At 39.8% G+C, this 16,067-nt stretch carries 15 protein-coding genes; 4 read left to right on the forward strand and 11 right to left on the reverse strand.

From position 1 onward, the window contains the following. Positions 1-43 precede the first annotated feature (43 nt). The 6 genes from FTT71_RS09805 to FTT71_RS09830 form a co-directional block, all read right to left on the reverse strand. The gene (locus FTT71_RS09805) at positions 44-478 is read right to left on the reverse strand and encodes an HIT domain-containing protein (protein WP_004976660.1); all 435 of its coding nucleotides are present in this window, start codon (positions 476-478) and stop codon (positions 44-46) included. A gap of 208 nt (positions 479-686) precedes the next feature. After that, positions 687-4,148 carry a transcription-repair coupling factor gene (mfd, locus tag FTT71_RS09810; protein ID WP_154320768.1) on the reverse strand — a complete coding sequence of 1,154 codons (3,462 nt, stop codon included), beginning with the start codon at positions 4,146-4,148 and terminating at the stop codon, positions 687-689. A gap of 150 nt (positions 4,149-4,298) precedes the next feature. Then, positions 4,299-4,658, reverse strand: coding sequence for a hypothetical protein (locus tag FTT71_RS09815; protein ID WP_131261458.1), 360 nt, complete (start codon positions 4,656-4,658; stop codon positions 4,299-4,301). A 226-nt stretch (positions 4,659-4,884) separates the two neighbouring features. Then, complete coding sequence (locus FTT71_RS09820) at positions 4,885-5,664, reverse strand: glutathione S-transferase N-terminal domain-containing protein (RefSeq protein ID WP_004976665.1); 780 nt, start codon at positions 5,662-5,664, stop codon at positions 4,885-4,887. A 53-nt stretch (positions 5,665-5,717) separates the two neighbouring features. Further along, on the reverse strand, positions 5,718-6,230 hold the full coding sequence (gene rraA, locus FTT71_RS09825; RefSeq protein WP_004976667.1) for a ribonuclease E activity regulator RraA: 513 nt from the start codon (positions 6,228-6,230) through the stop codon (positions 5,718-5,720). 12 nt (positions 6,231-6,242) lie between these two features. Beyond that, positions 6,243-6,908: a nucleoside-diphosphate sugar epimerase gene (locus tag FTT71_RS09830; protein WP_180160915.1), complete on the reverse strand. Its 666-nt coding sequence runs from the start codon at positions 6,906-6,908 to the stop codon at positions 6,243-6,245. Between the two features lie 215 nt (positions 6,909-7,123). Between FTT71_RS09830 and rpsT the strand changes: the two genes are divergently transcribed. Further along, positions 7,124-7,393: a 30S ribosomal protein S20 gene (gene rpsT / locus FTT71_RS09835; RefSeq protein ID WP_004976669.1), complete on the forward strand. Its 270-nt coding sequence runs from the start codon at positions 7,124-7,126 to the stop codon at positions 7,391-7,393. Positions 7,394-7,589: 196 nt separating this feature from the next. Here the strand turns inward: rpsT and FTT71_RS09840 are convergent, their stop codons facing one another. From FTT71_RS09840 to FTT71_RS09860, 5 genes are all read right to left on the reverse strand, one after another. Next, positions 7,590-10,235 (reverse strand): M66 family metalloprotease, encoded by a 2,646-nt coding sequence (locus FTT71_RS09840; protein WP_180160916.1) that lies wholly within the window; start codon positions 10,233-10,235, stop codon positions 7,590-7,592. Between the two features lie 349 nt (positions 10,236-10,584). After that, positions 10,585-11,319 carry a histidine phosphatase family protein gene (locus FTT71_RS09845; protein ID WP_004976677.1) on the reverse strand — a complete coding sequence of 245 codons (735 nt, stop codon included), beginning with the start codon at positions 11,317-11,319 and terminating at the stop codon, positions 10,585-10,587. 57 nt (positions 11,320-11,376) lie between these two features. Next, on the reverse strand, positions 11,377-12,234 hold the full coding sequence (locus FTT71_RS09850; protein WP_131261461.1) for a 3'(2'),5'-bisphosphate nucleotidase CysQ: 858 nt from the start codon (positions 12,232-12,234) through the stop codon (positions 11,377-11,379). 182 nt (positions 12,235-12,416) lie between these two features. Beyond that, on the reverse strand, positions 12,417-12,596 hold the full coding sequence (locus FTT71_RS09855; protein WP_004976682.1) for a hypothetical protein: 180 nt from the start codon (positions 12,594-12,596) through the stop codon (positions 12,417-12,419). 584 nt (positions 12,597-13,180) lie between these two features. Beyond that, a complete protein-coding gene (locus FTT71_RS09860) occupies positions 13,181-13,426 on the reverse strand; it encodes a hypothetical protein (RefSeq protein WP_004976684.1) in 246 nt (81 codons plus the stop codon). 285 nt (positions 13,427-13,711) lie between these two features. Here FTT71_RS09860 and FTT71_RS09865 point away from each other — a divergent pair, with 285 nt between their 5' ends. From FTT71_RS09865 to recA, 3 genes are all read left to right on the forward strand, one after another. Then, on the forward strand, positions 13,712-14,386 hold the full coding sequence (locus FTT71_RS09865) for an HAD-IA family hydrolase (RefSeq protein ID WP_180160917.1): 675 nt from the start codon (positions 13,712-13,714) through the stop codon (positions 14,384-14,386). Then, positions 14,379-14,819: an RNA-binding S4 domain-containing protein gene (locus tag FTT71_RS09870; protein WP_019836488.1), complete on the forward strand. Its 441-nt coding sequence runs from the start codon at positions 14,379-14,381 to the stop codon at positions 14,817-14,819. The genes FTT71_RS09865 and FTT71_RS09870 overlap by 8 nt, the downstream gene beginning before the upstream one ends. 144 nt (positions 14,820-14,963) lie before the next feature. Beyond that, positions 14,964-16,010: a recombinase RecA gene (gene recA, locus FTT71_RS09875; RefSeq protein ID WP_004976691.1), complete on the forward strand. Its 1,047-nt coding sequence runs from the start codon at positions 14,964-14,966 to the stop codon at positions 16,008-16,010. Positions 16,011-16,067 lie beyond the last annotated feature (57 nt).

Here is a 16,067-nt window from a genome sequence, read left to right on the forward strand (position 1 = left end):
TAGGATTAAAAAGCCACGCATCCTGCGTGGCAATTCATTTCAATTAATCCATTCGCCAGTCAAATGGCATATCGCCTTGACCACGCAGAGCAAGCATCAAGGTTTGACGCATGTGAGCCAAAACTTCATTGCTGTATGGTACAGCTGGCGTACCCCAAACTGGTTTAGGCCAAGCCACATCATTTTGATAACGCACGACGTGATGAAAATGCAATTGTGGAACCATATTACCTAAAGCCGCCACATTCATTTTATCGGCACGGAATACACGTGATAATTGGCTAGATAACCAGCTAGATTCACGTAAAAATTGTTCTTGGTCTGCCTGGCTTAATTCGTATAGTTCTGTAACCCCTGGCACACGTGGAATTAGAATTAACCAAGGGAATTGCATATCATTCATTAAACGACATGTTGACAGAGGAAAGTCGCCTACAAAAAAAGTATCTTGAGCAAGTTGTGGATGCAAACTAAACATATCTTTATAAATGACGCAAATTGTAATGATGGGTAATACTATCACATCCCTAGTGAACTGAGTATGATTCCCATCATGTTTCGATGTAAATAAAGTGCAATTTTAACCAAATTCATCATGAATAATATTCATTATAGAATCAGTGGTTTCTTAGAAAATATTCATAAATTTACCGATATGATATTTGGATCAATTTGCATTTTTAAACTCAGCTGTGCAAAGTTTTTAGCAGGCTGTTTAATAGATCGGCAATAAATTGAATCCGCTTTTCAGCTTCCTCCAACATCACCATCACTTTTAAACGCTGTCCACCATCCATACGGAAATAGGTCGGATGTTTTTGCATCATTTGAATGATGCTCATGGCTTGCACAGGTGTATCTGGTGAAAATTCGATATGACCGCCATTTGTACCAATATCAATTTTAGTGATGCCCAACTGCTCTGCTTTTAAACGCAGTTGATGTACAGCAAATAATTGTTTCACCGCTTGTGGTGGAATACCAAAACGGTCAATCAACTCCATACGGATATGATCAAGCTTTTCTTGAGTATCGGTATTACTAATGCGTTTGTAGAACAATAAGCGCTGATGCACATCGCCCAAATAATCATCTGGAATTAAAGCAGGCATGTGCAGGTTGATTTCTGCAGTTAAAGACAATGGTGCATCGAAGTTAGGAGTTTTACCCTTTTGAATGGCTTTGGTGGCTTTTTCCAGCATTTCCATATACAGGCTATAACCAATAGCTTGCATTGAACCGCTTTGTTGCTCACCCAGTAATTCGCCCGCACCACGAATTTCCAAGTCTTCGGTTGCCAGCATAAAACCTGCACCCAAAGTTGAGGCACGCTGAATCGCATCCAAGCGTTTTTCAGCATCGCCTTTTAAGCCCTTAATGGAAGGTACCAGCAAATACGCATAAGCTTGGTGATGCGAACGTCCAACACGACCACGTAATTGGTGCAACTGCGCCAATCCGAGTTTATCTGCACGTTCAATTAAAATGGTATTGGCATTTGGAACATCAATCCCTGTTTCAATAATGGTTGAGCAAACCAACACGTTATATTCTTTATGATAAAACTGCTGCATGACTTGCTCTAATTCACGCTCGCGCATTTGCCCATGCGCAACTGCAACCCGCGCTTCTGGTACCAATTCACGAATGGTTTCAGCACTACGCTCAATGGTTTCCACTTCATTATGCAGGAAATACACCTGACCACCACGTAACAATTCACGTAAAATGGCTTCTTTCACCGTATCGCCTGTATGCTCTTGCACAAAGGTTTTCACCGCTAAACGACGTGCAGGCGGTGTGGCAATAATAGATAAATCGCGCATACCACTAAATGCCATATTTAAGGTACGTGGAATTGGCGTTGCGGTTAAAGTCAACATATCAACATCGGCACGCAACGCTTTAATACGTTCTTTGTCACGTACACCAAAACGATGTTCTTCATCGACAATCATCAAGCCTAATTGCTTGAACTGAATATTTTCTTGTAGAATTTTGTGCGTCCCAATCACAATATCGACTTTGCCTTCTGCTAAATCTTCAATGGTTTTTTGATGAGATTTGCTTGAACCAAAACGCGACAAGACTTCAATACGCACAGGCCAATCGGCAAAACGGTCTTTAAAGGATTCATAATGCTGTTGTGCCAACAATGTTGTTGGAACCAATACAGCAACTTGCTTGTTGTTCTGTACCGCGACAAATGCAGCCCGCATTGCGACTTCAGTTTTACCAAAACCGACATCACCGCAGACCAAACGATCCATTGGTTTTGCCAATTGCATATCATGTAAGGTCGCTTCAATTGCATTAGCTTGATCTAAGGTTTCTTCATAAGCAAAGCCACTGGCAAATTGCATATAAAGACTATGATCCAACTCAAAAGCAAAACCCGGTTTAGATTGACGACGTGCCTGAATATGCAGTAATTCTGCTGCCACATCGTGAATTTGTTCCAAAGCTTTGCGTTTGGCTTTATTCCATGCATCTGTGCCTAATTTATGCAAAGGCGCAAGGTCTGGATCACCACCGCTATAACGGCTGATTAAATGCAAATTGGTAACAGGTACATACACTTTTGCAGCATCGGCATAATCAAGTTGTAAAAACTCATGCTCTTGCTCATCAATATTTAAAGTAATTAAACCTGCATAACGCCCTACGCCATAATCAATATGTACCACAGGTGCACCAATGCTTAACTCGGTCAAACTGCGAATTAAAAACTCTTCAGAAACTTCCTGCTGACGTTTACGACGGCGCTGCACCACACGATGTTCATACAACTGATTTTCTGAGATTACACTCAATTGATCTTGAATGACCAAGCCGCGATCTAAAGGTGCATTGGTAATCGCAATGGCTTGTAAAGACTGCTGAAATGCCTCAAAACTCTCCACTTGTGGAATTTCACCCAAAGCGGCACGCAACGCATCTTTTAAGGTTTCACGACGACCTGCACTTTCTGCCACCAATAAAACAGGATGATTGGCCGCATCAATATATTGCTTAACGGCATGAAAGGGTTGTTCTTGTTTAGGATCAACCGCCAAACGTGGTGGTACAAGTGTGCTTAAGTTCACTACACCTGCTTTTTGCTCAAAAGCTTCGGGCGATGCAATCACACGTCCAAATTGATTCAGTTGTTCTAATAATTGATTTGGTTGTAGGAATAATTGCTCAGGCGGCAAAATCGGCTGGTCGATGTTATGACGTCTGTCCTCATAACGATACAGCACATCTTTCCAAAATTGAGTTAAACAGTCATCCACCGCCTTATCTGTAATGACAATGCAATGCTTTGGTAAGTATGAAAGTAATGTATTTTGACCTTCAAGCTGTGCTTGAGTGAAGAATAACGGAAAATAAAACTCTAAACCAGGCGATGCAATGCCTTCTAACACATCCTGATACACAGGGTTCTTTTTCGGGTTTGCCGTTGGGAAACTTTCTGCATAGCGGTCACGGAAAATCGCACGACCTTCTTTTAATGGAAATTCTTTGGCGGGTAAAACCGTAAAATTCTGCAAACTTTGGGTGGTACGCTGCGTTTCTGGATCAAAAAACTTTAAGGTTTCAACTTCATCATCAAATAAATCAATACGGATGGGTGCTTCCTGTCCCGAAGCATAAATATCCATAATACTGCCACGCACAGCGAATTCACCATGATCATAGACTGTATCGACCAGATGATAGCCTGCTTGTACCAAACGCTGCTTTTGTTGTTCCAAAGCAAACTTTTGCCCAACACGAATATCGAAATGCTCGCCTAACACCCATGAGGTTGGTGCAACACGTTGTGCCAAAGTGGTTGCCGAAACCAACAATACACCTTGCTGCGGCATATTGGATAAAATCGCCAAACGCTCCGACACAATATCTTGATGCGGTGACAAGCGGTCATAAGGCAAAATTTCCCAATCGGGGAAAATAGTCGGTTTTACCCCGTAAAATTCTAATTCGCTTTCTAACTGCGCCAAATGTTGTTGATTGCGCGCGACAATCACAAATAAATGCTGATTCTGCTGACCAATTTCTTTAAATAATAATGCTGCGGCAGAACCTTGTAGATTACCAATCCAGCGTTTTTCGCCAGCTTTCAGTTGTGCTAAATTGAGTTGGGAAATTTCGTGTTGGAACATGTATATAGCTTTAGGGTCTAAACAACATGGGGCTTATACTAGCACGATGAATTGACGGTTTTACGTAATTTTTTTCATCCACCATTACAGCGTATTTAATTGCAAAATTTTATAAAACAGCGAGCTTTAAAGTTTGATACACACGCCTCTTTACTTTTGATCACGTAAAAACTGTCGATAATAATCATTCAATTTTTTAACAATCGCTTTAAATTCCAGTAAGTTTTCTTCGGTATTACCAAGCATTGTGTTAAAACGCTGTTGCGCAATTTCCAGATCAATTTTTTCATTGATAATCATAGCTGTAGAATACAGCTGTGCCAAATCATCAAACTGCTGCATACGGCGGTTGGATAAATAATTTAAACGCTCTGCCAAAACATCGTTAAGCAAAATACCATCGACCATATAGCCTTGTTCCGCATCCCATTGAATATTCTGTGCTTCTAAATAGGCAATTTCTTCGAGATTGGCTTTATTTTTAAACAACCCTGTAAGTTTGCTGAACATTTTGAACCTATAAATTGGCGAAATCAAAGTGAATGCTGCAGAGTTTAAATGCTTCACTAAAATAGATGCAACTGATCAGGGTGATTTATGCTCCCCTGATGTTATAAGTCAGTGTTTCAACCCCACTTTGCTTAGGCTATTTATAATGATGCATATTTTGCATCCTGCCAAATGCAAAAAAGCATCTTGAAGATGCTTTTATAACAATCAAAAAATGACTTAAAGCTTATTTGCCATAAGTTTGCTGTAAATACTTCACAATCTTAGCTGATTCAAAAAGCTGAGTCTGGGTATTTGGATCGATTAAAAATGGGACTTGAATATTATCACCCATGACTTTTAATACCTGCTCACGCTTACCACCTGCCAGTGGCACATATTTACCCGGTTTTAAACGTAATTTTGCCAAGCCTTGATCTTGCCAACGCTCTTTGGCTACATTATGAAATTTGAATGGCAACTCCAGTTCAGTCAATACACCACGTACTACACGTGTATAAGGACTTCCCTCAAAACCCCACAGTTCAATCAGTTGTTCAGGTGCAGCGCGCTCTACAATTTTCTGGTTAATCCACACACCACGTGCACCATTCAATAACGTGCCTGCAAGTGCAACATAAGGAATTTTAGGAAAATGCGCGTATTTTTTTGGCGTTTTTCCACTTTTGCCATAATGTTTGAATAAATGATGAATGATCTGCTGTGATTCATAGAGCTGATCACCTGTATTTTCATCAATTAAAAATGGAAACTGAGTTTTACCACCCAGTTGTTTCACCAAAGGTCGATATTTTGTGCCGCCTTTGGGGCATGGATAAACCTCATAATCCAAATTTAACAAGGTCATGACTTCGCGTACACGACGGCAAAATGGTGAACCTTCAAACTCATATAACTTTAAGGCTTTTTCGGGTTGCTTAGGAAATGCTGTCCCATTCACTCCACGTCCACCTTCGGTGAGCATAGATGCCACTGCCTGAATGACTTTAATTTGATGATGCACCATTTTGTTTTCCTTGTGATGTGCTCAGCAATTTGATGACTGCGCCATCAAACTGCTTATAAATCGACCAACTTTTCTTTTGCCACAATAATACCGTTGTTATCAGCATAGACATAATCGCCCGAATTAAAAGTGACTTGTCCGAAATGCAAACTCACATCCACTTCACCCACGCCTTTGCGGTTACTTTTTTGTGGAATTGAAGCCAAAGCATGTACGCCTAAATCAAGTGCTGCAATTGCATCGACATCACGTACACAGCCGTAAATGATCACGCCATTCCAGTGATTTTTCACTGCGGATTCAGCAATCAAGTCACCCATTAAGGCACAGCGCATAGATGCCCCACCATCTACCACCAAAACTTTGCCTGTGCCATCGGTTGCCAATAACTCTTTTACACGTGAGTTATCTTCAAAGCATTTTACAGTCACAATTTGACCACCAAAAGTTTTACGTGCACCGTAACTTTTGAAAAATTTACCATCCAAAGATGGAATCACCACTTGAAGGTCATGTTCTGGATGGTCATCTAATAAGTCACAAGTTACGAATGGTACTGTAGACACGTTGTTCCCCTTTTACTTGGTTTTTTGTATTTGTAAATTATCATAAATTTGAAATTTATGAATTTGCGATTGCGCTGCCTCGACCATAGTATGAGTCACTTGCGTAGCACTTACTGGCTTATATGTAAAATGATCGGGAATAAATCGTGATATTTTAAGATACAGCTTTTGTCCTAAATCTTCTAAACGCCGTTGTTCGTTGCGCTCACCCAATAATAAAGATGGACGCAAAATTGATACTTTGTCTAAATCCAAACTTTCAATATATTGTTCTAGCTCACCTTTGACACGATTATAAAATACGGCTGATTTGGCTTCTGCTCCCAAAGCACTGACCAATATGTAATGCGTACCCTTCGCCTGCAATAATTCGGCAAAATGTGCATTGATGGTATAGTCCACAGCATAAAATCCCTGCTTTGAGCCTGCCTTTTTTAAGGTTGTGCCTAAACAACTGAATGCATGACTATAACCGCTCACATCTTCATCATTGAGCAATAAAAAGTCTTCGAGGAGTAACGTCTGGACTTTTTCTAAGCGATTTAATTCCGAGCAAGGTCTACGCAAAACAACGGTGATATTTTTACATTCAGGCAGCTGATTAAGCTGTTTGACCAATTGCTGCCCAACTAAACCATTCCCACCAATTACAATTGCATTTTGAATAGAATTTGTCATTTTTTAAACAATCTCTGAGGCTTAAAGCTAATCTACCTGTTTCTTTCTGATTTTTCTGCAGCTAAAATGTTGTCAAAGCATGTCAAGACTTGACTTAACTGTCTAGTTTCATCAAAATATGGCACTTGTTTACGGGCTGGTGATAATTCTTCTGATGTTGGTTTTCGGAAGTAATTGCAGCCCGCCCAGACCAATCTATTTCAAGGAGTGCACGAGTGGCAAACTCTGCTCAAGCTAGAAAACGTGCTCGTCAAAACGTTAAAGCACGTAAACACAACGCAAGCTTACGTTCTATGGTTCGTACTTATTTAAAACGCACAATCGCTGCTATTGCTGCAGGTGATTATGCGGTTGCTACTGAAGCTTACAAAAAAGCTGTTCCAGTAATTGACCGTATGGCTGATAAAGGCATCATCCATAAGAACAAAGCAGCTCGTCATAAGAGCCGTTTAAACGCTCAAGTTAAAGCTTTAGCTTCTAACTAAGTGTTAAACAAAAGAAGCCCGTTAAGGGCTTTTTTTGTGCCTGCTGTTTCGATAATTTATCAAATTAAGCAATCTTTAGTTTCTGCACGCCAATTACATCACTTCAAATACACCTGCCACCATAAAATAAAAAACACCTCCTGAACTGGTCAAAAGGTGTTTTAAATTAATGAAGATGAATAATTCAGACGAAGAATTATTTCAGCATCAGTCGTAAATTTTGTGGACTTAAATAAGCCAGTTGCAAACTGTTATTAGCCTTTAATTGCGTCCATTGCTGATTCGCACCACCTGTGCAACCATAACGAATTAAACGCGCGCGGTTTTCTTTTAGGTAGCCATGCTCTAAATCAAAGCACTGATTCCCCTGACGAATCGTTCCCGAAGCTGTGTGCATTTCCCAGACCTGACTGTCTTTAGATGTACTGCAGCTTGCAAGTGAGACCACATTGCCGTTGTTGGTTAAGCACTGATCCATTTCTGCTTTGCTGTGAATTCGCCCCAAACCATCATAAATCCACTGCTCAGTTGCATCGCCTGTACAGCCACTTGCTCCACTAATGTAAGCATTTTTCTGACCACTCGCCAAAGTTTCAACTTTCAAACAGTTATTTCTGTTTTTCATTAGTGTTGCTTCAGCCACAATATTTTCATTGCCTAAACCCAATCGCTCCACAAAATTGTGCAATGCTGTTTCCGCTTCAAGCTTAGTCTTTTCTAAATCGGCACGATAAACATTCATCCAGCGGTTTAAACGATAAATCGTATTTTGCTGTTGTTCATAACGCTGTAATTGTTGCTGTGCAGTTGCACTTAGCTCTTGACGATAATCTGCATAAGAATCATACAATAGTTGTGCAGCAGGTTTTAAAGCCACCACAGCTTGACTGGCTTGCGCTTCCAACTGCTTCTGAAAATCAGGCATTTCAACTTTTCTTAAAGCTTCATAGCCATGTGTACGACCAATTTTTACCGCAGGTTGAATACTATCGCTATATTGCGGAATATTCAGTGTCGATAATAACTTCTCGGCATGATTGGCTTTTTTACAGTATAAATTCACCTGTTTTGGCTGCTCAGCAAGTGCTAAATTGACATGCAGTTTATTGGCATTGCTGGTCATACGGTTAGGTGCCAATGCCACGTTCTGATTACGATTGGCATATTGAACATCTAACCAACATGCGGCATTTTCAGCAGCACGATTTGCCCCAGGTAAATTATAAACATTACCCCAGTTACTGCGTGCAGCAGGATACAACACACCTTGCTGAGTTTCAGGATCATATCCGCCAATAATAGTAATTACAGGCACACCAAATAAGCGCGGTTTTAAATAGTAACCATCGGCACTGTTGTACCAAACCTGATTGGAGCTTGGTACTTTTGGATAAACCACTTCCATTTGGCGTGTGTCTTTATTCCAAATTTTATAACCACTTGGTGAGCTTTCATCCCAAACATGTCGCGCCCCAAAGTGGGGTTGAATCCGAATATGGGTACTGTAACCCGTGTAATGGGTATAACGCGAAATGCTACTGTTGGTTGCACCACCTGACATCGCATCCCAACCATAAGCATATTGTTTCAGGAAGTTAGGCACACCATTTTTGCCATCACCCAAGTTTCGAGTATGCCACGCTAAGTTACCGCGCATTTTATTACGATACGCAATATAGCCCCAACCGCTGTCTGCATGGTGTGCAGCCCAGAACATATTTTCACCTTGTGAACCCGGATAATGCCCTAGACCATAATGATGTCCAATTTCATGGCTGAACTCGTTGCCCACAGAATCATACAGGGTCAACATACCATTACCGCCACTTAAACCATGCGTTTGATCACCATTTGTATATTTACCTCGTGCATGATGGGCAATTACAGTTTGTGTAAGTTGTGGCTGTTGCTGACTTTGCATAGAGGCACTGGTCACACCCCAGTTGGCTAAGTTAATTCCCACACTAAAGGTCGATTTTGCAGTATTTTCCCGCATGTCCCCCGAATAGACACCACCTTCACCCGCACTTTGGGTATCGTAAATCGTGCCGTTGGCGACCATCACTCGATCTAGCTGAATGTCATCATATTTTGCCACGGTCATTTGTGCCGCAGGAATGGTTTGGAAATAATCGGTACCCGCTTTTTCAGGCTCTAATAACATATAATGCCCGCCCGATTTCGGTGGTGCAGTTAGTAGACCGATACGAATATTATTGAGTACCAATTCACCCGGTGCGGCAAAATCAATTTTTTCTGCTTCGAGTGCACCAGTACGGTTTTTAGAATCGACCAAACGCAGCTTTAAACTGGGACGTACTTCATCCCAATTTAATTTAGCCGACCACGCACGCTTACTATACAACACCTCAGCACGACCATCTTGATTGCTCTGGTCTGAAGCAGGAATCTGGGTTGGATCAAGTAAAGCAACACGACGTAACAAGCGTTCATTTTGATACACTTCAAGCTGCAAAGTGTCGATATTGTCCATGCCCTGATTTGGTGTAACCAATAATAATGCTTCTTTTTCTGCGGTCAAACGTGGCATTTTTTTCGCCTCGTTACCATTCGGATCAACCACATGCCCTTGAGCAAATTGAATCATTGCCTGAAAATCACCTTCTAAATCATTACGCACTTCACGTGATTCAGAATTAGCGTTGTAATCAAAAAACCCAAGTGCAGACTGATTAATCACATCTTGCTTTGGTTCAGGATATGGATTGGCATGATTTGAATTAGTCGCCTCATCCCCACCGCCGCCGCCACATGCCGCAAGCATAGATGATAATACACATACACTTAATAGACTAAGCGAAAACCGAGTCACACTTTTCATTATTTATTCCACCCCAATGTCAATTTATGACAAAAAATATAAAAATAAACACATATTTTTCAATGGCTTGTATTTTTATATTAAATAGATGTATAAAATTATGCAATTCTCAAGTTTCATATCGCTTTATATTTTCAACACAATTTTATTAATTTTTCTTTATAAAAATCAGCGAATTTTTAAAGCAGCACACAGATTGATAGACAATATTTGATCGAGTTTGCGCTCACAACTGCATAAAATGAAGGAAAAAAAGAGAATAAAATTTGAATTATTTTTTTTAATTTCTGACAGACGGTATTCTATCGTACTGAATGGATAGCACTAGAATATGCGTTCAATTTTCTGCTTAAACTTTCTGACGAAATTGCGAGATATCTAAAGTGTGAATCTGACCGCGCCAAATCCATTTTAGCTTGGATTCTAAAAACTCATCACCTTCAAACCAAACGAATAAACCTTCCATCATGTCTGGCCAATCGGCTTGCGTGACTTCATTACGTCCAGAAATCACCGCGATAATTGCAGCTAAAATCGTATCATGACTCACAGCTAAACTCAGTCCGTATTGGTTGGTTGGATGGGTGTTATAAATCAGCTCAAGGACATCCACGACACCATGAATCGGATGTTTCATGCCGGGCAAGGCATTATTCACAAAACTATTAATAAAGCCTAAAGCACCCTGTTTCTGAAAATATGGGCCTGCCTGTTTGATATCAAGTACAAAGCTTCCTGGTTCCACCAATAAACCTTGTTCTATAATTTCAATGTGATGGGTATTGGGTTCGAGGGTAATGCCATCTGCCCCACGAATCATTAAAGCAGCCGTATCGACACAACGCTGAATAGGACTTGAAATACAGTGTTGAATCACCCGATCTGTATTTCCAACCAAGTAGCCTCCCCATGCTTCGGCTAAATCGCGACCTTGTTCGGTCAATTGTAAATTATAGCCAGCCAAACCCTGACCAACGACAATTTCACGAATAGAATGACGGGTAAACAAAGTCACAGGCGTCTGAGCATCAGGCAATAAATCAATTGCTTTAAGCATACTTGCAGGGAGTAGTTCTAATGCCATGATCTAGCCAAAATTTTAACTTGGTTGCTTGACACTATACCATGTTCAGCACTTTGCTCAATCTGACTTCGCCATAAGTCCAAGTGCTTGTAAGGCAATCTGTTTCATCTGCGTATTTTTATAGGCGATAAAACCACCATTTAACAATGTATCGCGCTGATTATATAAAAATGCCCGCCCCTGAAAATCGACCAATCCACCACCTATTCGTTCCAATAAACATTGTCCTGCACTGGTGTCCCACTCAGAAGTCGGATGAAAACGTGGGTAAATATCGACACGATCTTCCAAAATCATGCAGAATTTATAAGCACTACCTGCTTTTAGTTCTTCAAAATTGGTCAACTGCGCCAAGCTTTTTAAATAGTCTGCATAGTGTGATTTTTTTTGACTACTGTGGCTTAATCCAATTTTTAGAACTGAAGATGTTACCGTGGGTTCAGACTGATAGAGATACCATTGCTGAGTTAAAATATGATATTTCAATGGCATACCCTGTTCAGGACAAAAATAAATAGTTTGCTCGCCTGGTACTGCAAGTACTGCAAAAGTTGTTTGCACACCACAAATTAAACTTAAATTAATGGTAAATTCAGGACGTTGATGTAAAAACTCTTTTGTGCCATCTAAAGGGTCAAGCAACCAAAATTGCTGCCATTGCTGACGTTGGTCTTGCTCACCTTCTTCGGACAACACAGGTAAATTGGAGATTTTTGCCAAAGCCTGCATTAAATAATAATTGACTCGATAATCGGCTTGCGTAACAGGAGAATCATCGGTTTTCTTTTCTACATCAAAAGCAGCACCTGAACAATAATCTTGAAATTCCTGATTTAAAATTTCACACGCCTGCTGCACGATTGGCAATAACTGTAAAATTAAAGTATGCGTTGGCGCCTTTGTTTTTATAAACATAACTATCCTTTTTAGACTGTATCTAAAGGTCTAATTTTTCATTACTTTCATAAAAACATTGTAATAAAATTTACGGCTGATGCGTAGATAAAATTTAGTGGCTAGATATGCTAAATCAAGACTTTATGTGTCAAAGCAATTCATTTTTACTTGAGTTTTTTATTTATTGAGTGCTTAGTTAATTAATCTTTAAATGGATTGGATAATCTTTTTTTAAACATCGATAAAGTGAGTGCACCACTAACCAATAATAAAATACCCACAATCACCAAATAAGTTTCACCACCAAAAAAACCAATAATAATTGCAGCAATACCCAATAAACCCAAAATAGTGGTAATGGCAATTCCTAAAATAGACATCACAATTCCTTTTAAATTTATTTAATCATGAAAAATTGTCAATATTCTCAGGTATCGTTCTGTCATATTCATGCCTCTTTTGATAGTTAAAGCGTAACATTTGAGCGCACCTTGCCACATTTATACACAGAACTTATACTGAAATAGACTAAACACGACCTATTACATTTCACTGAGTTTGCTGAATAGCTTAAGTGCAGATTATGACAACTTGATGCATTTTATTTAAAAAGATTCTTTCTTAAATCATTTTTGAATCACTGCAAAGGAAATTCCCTTTCCTTTTAGGAGACTTGCGGAGCATGCTCCTCAGGGAGAGGTTTTTTATAAGAATCCCCTCATCCACTTGCGGAATATACTCCTCATCCTGAGCAATACATAGCGTAAAAGAAGGGACTTTCAATACTAATTTTACTGATCATTTATGATCAAATTTCGACTTATAAAAGGATTCTAATTCAGGTTGAACCATTCATAGAATTAAGGTATAAAAAAGCCCGATCTGCATCAATCGGGCCAGATTTAAAGGTACACATATTTGTATACATAATCAAAATCACTAGAATTTTAAATCAAAAAATTAATCAATCCTTTTCTAGAAAAGTTAACTCTCCCTCATCTGAGGTGATTTTAATTTTGACTTTACGATAACTACGTTTATCTGGGTTTAATGCCGACTCTGAAACATGATGGGCGAATTTTTCATCGCCCATTAAATGCGCAAATAATTTATAGCCGATACGCATTTTCTTAATTTTTTTCTTCTTTTTCTCAAACTCATCGAGTTGTTTATCTAAGTGTTTTAAATCTAAATACTGTTGTTCAGCCATTACTAGCTCCCTAATTTAAAAAATTTACCATTCAATTTCTATGCTTGTACAGACAAACAAATACAGAAATATGTCAAAAAAATTGTTTTTGTGAACGCTACAGTTACTTTTTACAACTGCCCCATCTCACCTAATTTATATGCAACGCATGTACAGTGCTTATTTATTTAGCCTAGCACAATTTGGCGAATAATCAGACAGCATTTTGAGTTATGCCTCAAGCATGTTTAAATGAGCCAGTTTTATTTGCCTTTTGGCAATTGCTTTATGGTTTAGGATATCTAAATGCACAAAAATATCATCATGTTTGACATGGACGGAACGCTGTTAGATCTCGCTTATGATGATTTTATTTGGAATGAACAACTGCCTATTCGCTATGCAGAATTACACGCTTGCTCTTTAGAACGCAGCAAAGAAATTTTATACGATTTTTATCAAGCGCATAGCCATACCTTAGAGTGGTATTCCTCTCGTTTTTGGACGGCCAAAGTGGGTGTAGATATGCTTACTCTGCAACTTGAATATAAAGACCAAGTCATGCTGCGTCCACAAGCTATTGAATTACTGGAATATTTAAAAAATAATGGCTATCACATTTGGCTCACCACCAATGCCGATTGTGCAGGTTTAGACTTTAAATTAGCACATACAGGTTTAGCAAAGTATTTTGAAGTGATTGTTAGTTCTGAAAGTATTGGTTATGCCAAAGAGCGCGTTGAATTTTGGCAAACATTGCAACAACAACATGCATTTAATCCTGAAGATTGCTATTTTATAGATGACACCGAAAAGGTGCTTAATGGTGCTAAAGCCTTTGGGATTGGACACTTATATAGTATTGCCCAGCCATCCTCAGCAAAACCTGCGCGTCAGACTTGTAATTACCCTATGTTGCACCAATTAACAGATTTAATTCCTGTCTTAGAACAATTTGAGGACACTCAAAAATATGCCTAAAACTTCGTCCCACGAAGCCATTGAAACGATCCGAATTGATAAATGGCTATGGGCTGCACGTTTTTTCAAGACCCGCTCTATTGCAAAAGCTGCCATTGAAGGCGGCAAAGTACATCACAATGGCGAGCGCGTTAAAGTTTCCAAAGAAATTCGTGTGGGAACTGAGCTGACCATTCAACAAGGTTTTGATAAGAAAACCGTATTGGTCAAGGCATTATCCGGCGTACGCGGCCCTGCGCCCATCGCTCAGCAACTTTATGAAGAAACTGAAGTGAGTATTGCACGCAGGGAATTGATTGCGACCCAAAGAAAGTTGCATAATCTAGCACGACCTGATCATCGACCAAGTAAAAAAGACCGTCGTGACATCAGCAAATTTAAACAAGAGAATGATCAGCAATTTGACCAATTTTGGTCATATAATGATGATTAAATAGAGCGTCACAGGCTGTCGTACAGCCCGTGATATAAATAGAACTACAGGACAAATTCTGTCACTATATTGCATGTGGAAAAGATTTAAGTAAATGCATCCACTTGAGTATATTGTTTCGTGACATCGTATTGAGGTTGTAAGATGGATGAGAATAAAAGCAAGGCATTAAACGCTGCGTTAAGCCAGATTGAAAAGCAATTTGGTAAGAACACAGTCATGCGTCTTGGTGACAACACTGTGCAAGCGGTAGAAGCCGTATCTACAGGCTCATTGACCCTAGATATTGCATTGGGTATTGGTGGCTTACCTAAAGGTCGTATCATTGAAATTTACGGCCCTGAATCATCAGGTAAAACGACTATGACCTTGCAAGCCATTGCAGAATGTCAAAAAGCTGGTGGAACTTGTGCCTTTATTGATGCCGAACACGCGCTTGATCCTCAATATGCACGTAAACTTGGTGTAGATATTGACAATCTTTTAGTATCGCAACCAGACAACGGTGAACAAGCTCTTGAAATTGCCGATATGTTGGTACGCTCTGGCGCAATCGACATGATTGTGGTCGACTCCGTAGCTGCCTTAACCCCTCGTGCCGAAATTGAAGGCGAAATGGGTGACTCACACATGGGCTTACAAGCACGCTTAATGAGCCAAGCCTTGCGTAAAATCACAGGTAATGCCAAACGCTCGAACTGTATGGTGATCTTCATTAACCAAATTCGTATGAAAATTGGTGTAATGTTTGGTAGCCCAGAAACCACAACTGGTGGTAACGCATTGAAGTTTTATGCTTCTGTTCGTTTAGATATTCGCCGTGTAGGTCAAGTGAAAGAAGGTGACGAGATTATTGGTTCTGAAACCAAAGTCAAAGTTGTGAAAAACAAAATGGCACCTCCATTTAAAGAAGCATTGTTCCAAATTCTTTACGGTAAAGGTGTTAACCATTTGGGCGAGCTGGTCGATTTAGCTGTTCAACAAAATATCGTGCAAAAAGCTGGTGCTTGGTATTCTTATCAAGGCGATAAAATTGGTCAAGGTAAAAACAACACCATTCGCCATCTTGAAGAACATCCAGAGCTTGCTAAAGGCATCGAAGCGATTATTCGTGAACAACTACTCACGACAGGTCAAGCTGCACCTGTAGAAGATAAAGACGAAGAAGAATTCGACTTACTTGATGTTTAAAGCATGCGCTAAGATGAACACAACAAACTGAATTAAATAGAACGCTCTACGGAGCGT

Source organism: Acinetobacter sp. YH01004, from assembly GCF_013420455.1.
GTDB classification, from domain to species: Bacteria; Pseudomonadota; Gammaproteobacteria; order Pseudomonadales; family Moraxellaceae; genus Acinetobacter; species Acinetobacter towneri.

Bases quoted from the DNA above. Each gene is read 5' to 3' on its own strand.
- recA (WP_004976691.1), top strand. From the start codon at position 14,964: ATGGATGAGAATAAAAGCAAGGCATTAAACGCTGCGTTAAGCCAGATT.
- FTT71_RS09830 (WP_180160915.1), bottom strand. From the start codon at position 6,908: ATGACAAATTCTATTCAAAATGCAATTGTAATTGGTGGGAATGGTTTA.
- FTT71_RS09850 (WP_131261461.1), bottom strand. From the start codon at position 12,234: ATGTTTATAAAAACAAAGGCGCCAACGCATACTTTAATTTTACAGTTA.
- FTT71_RS09845 (WP_004976677.1), bottom strand. From the start codon at position 11,319: ATGGCATTAGAACTACTCCCTGCAAGTATGCTTAAAGCAATTGATTTA.
- FTT71_RS09840 (WP_180160916.1), bottom strand. From the start codon at position 10,235: ATGAAAAGTGTGACTCGGTTTTCGCTTAGTCTATTAAGTGTATGTGTA.
- FTT71_RS09870 (WP_019836488.1), top strand. From the start codon at position 14,379: ATGCCTAAAACTTCGTCCCACGAAGCCATTGAAACGATCCGAATTGAT.
- FTT71_RS09865 (WP_180160917.1), top strand. From the start codon at position 13,712: ATGCACAAAAATATCATCATGTTTGACATGGACGGAACGCTGTTAGAT.
- FTT71_RS09805 (WP_004976660.1), bottom strand. From the start codon at position 478: ATGTTTAGTTTGCATCCACAACTTGCTCAAGATACTTTTTTTGTAGGC.
- mfd (WP_154320768.1), bottom strand. From the start codon at position 4,148: ATGTTCCAACACGAAATTTCCCAACTCAATTTAGCACAACTGAAAGCT.
- FTT71_RS09820 (WP_004976665.1), bottom strand. From the start codon at position 5,664: ATGGTGCATCATCAAATTAAAGTCATTCAGGCAGTGGCATCTATGCTC.
- FTT71_RS09855 (WP_004976682.1), bottom strand. From the start codon at position 12,596: ATGTCTATTTTAGGAATTGCCATTACCACTATTTTGGGTTTATTGGGT.
- FTT71_RS09860 (WP_004976684.1), bottom strand. From the start codon at position 13,426: ATGGCTGAACAACAGTATTTAGATTTAAAACACTTAGATAAACAACTC.
- FTT71_RS09815 (WP_131261458.1), bottom strand. From the start codon at position 4,658: ATGTTCAGCAAACTTACAGGGTTGTTTAAAAATAAAGCCAATCTCGAA.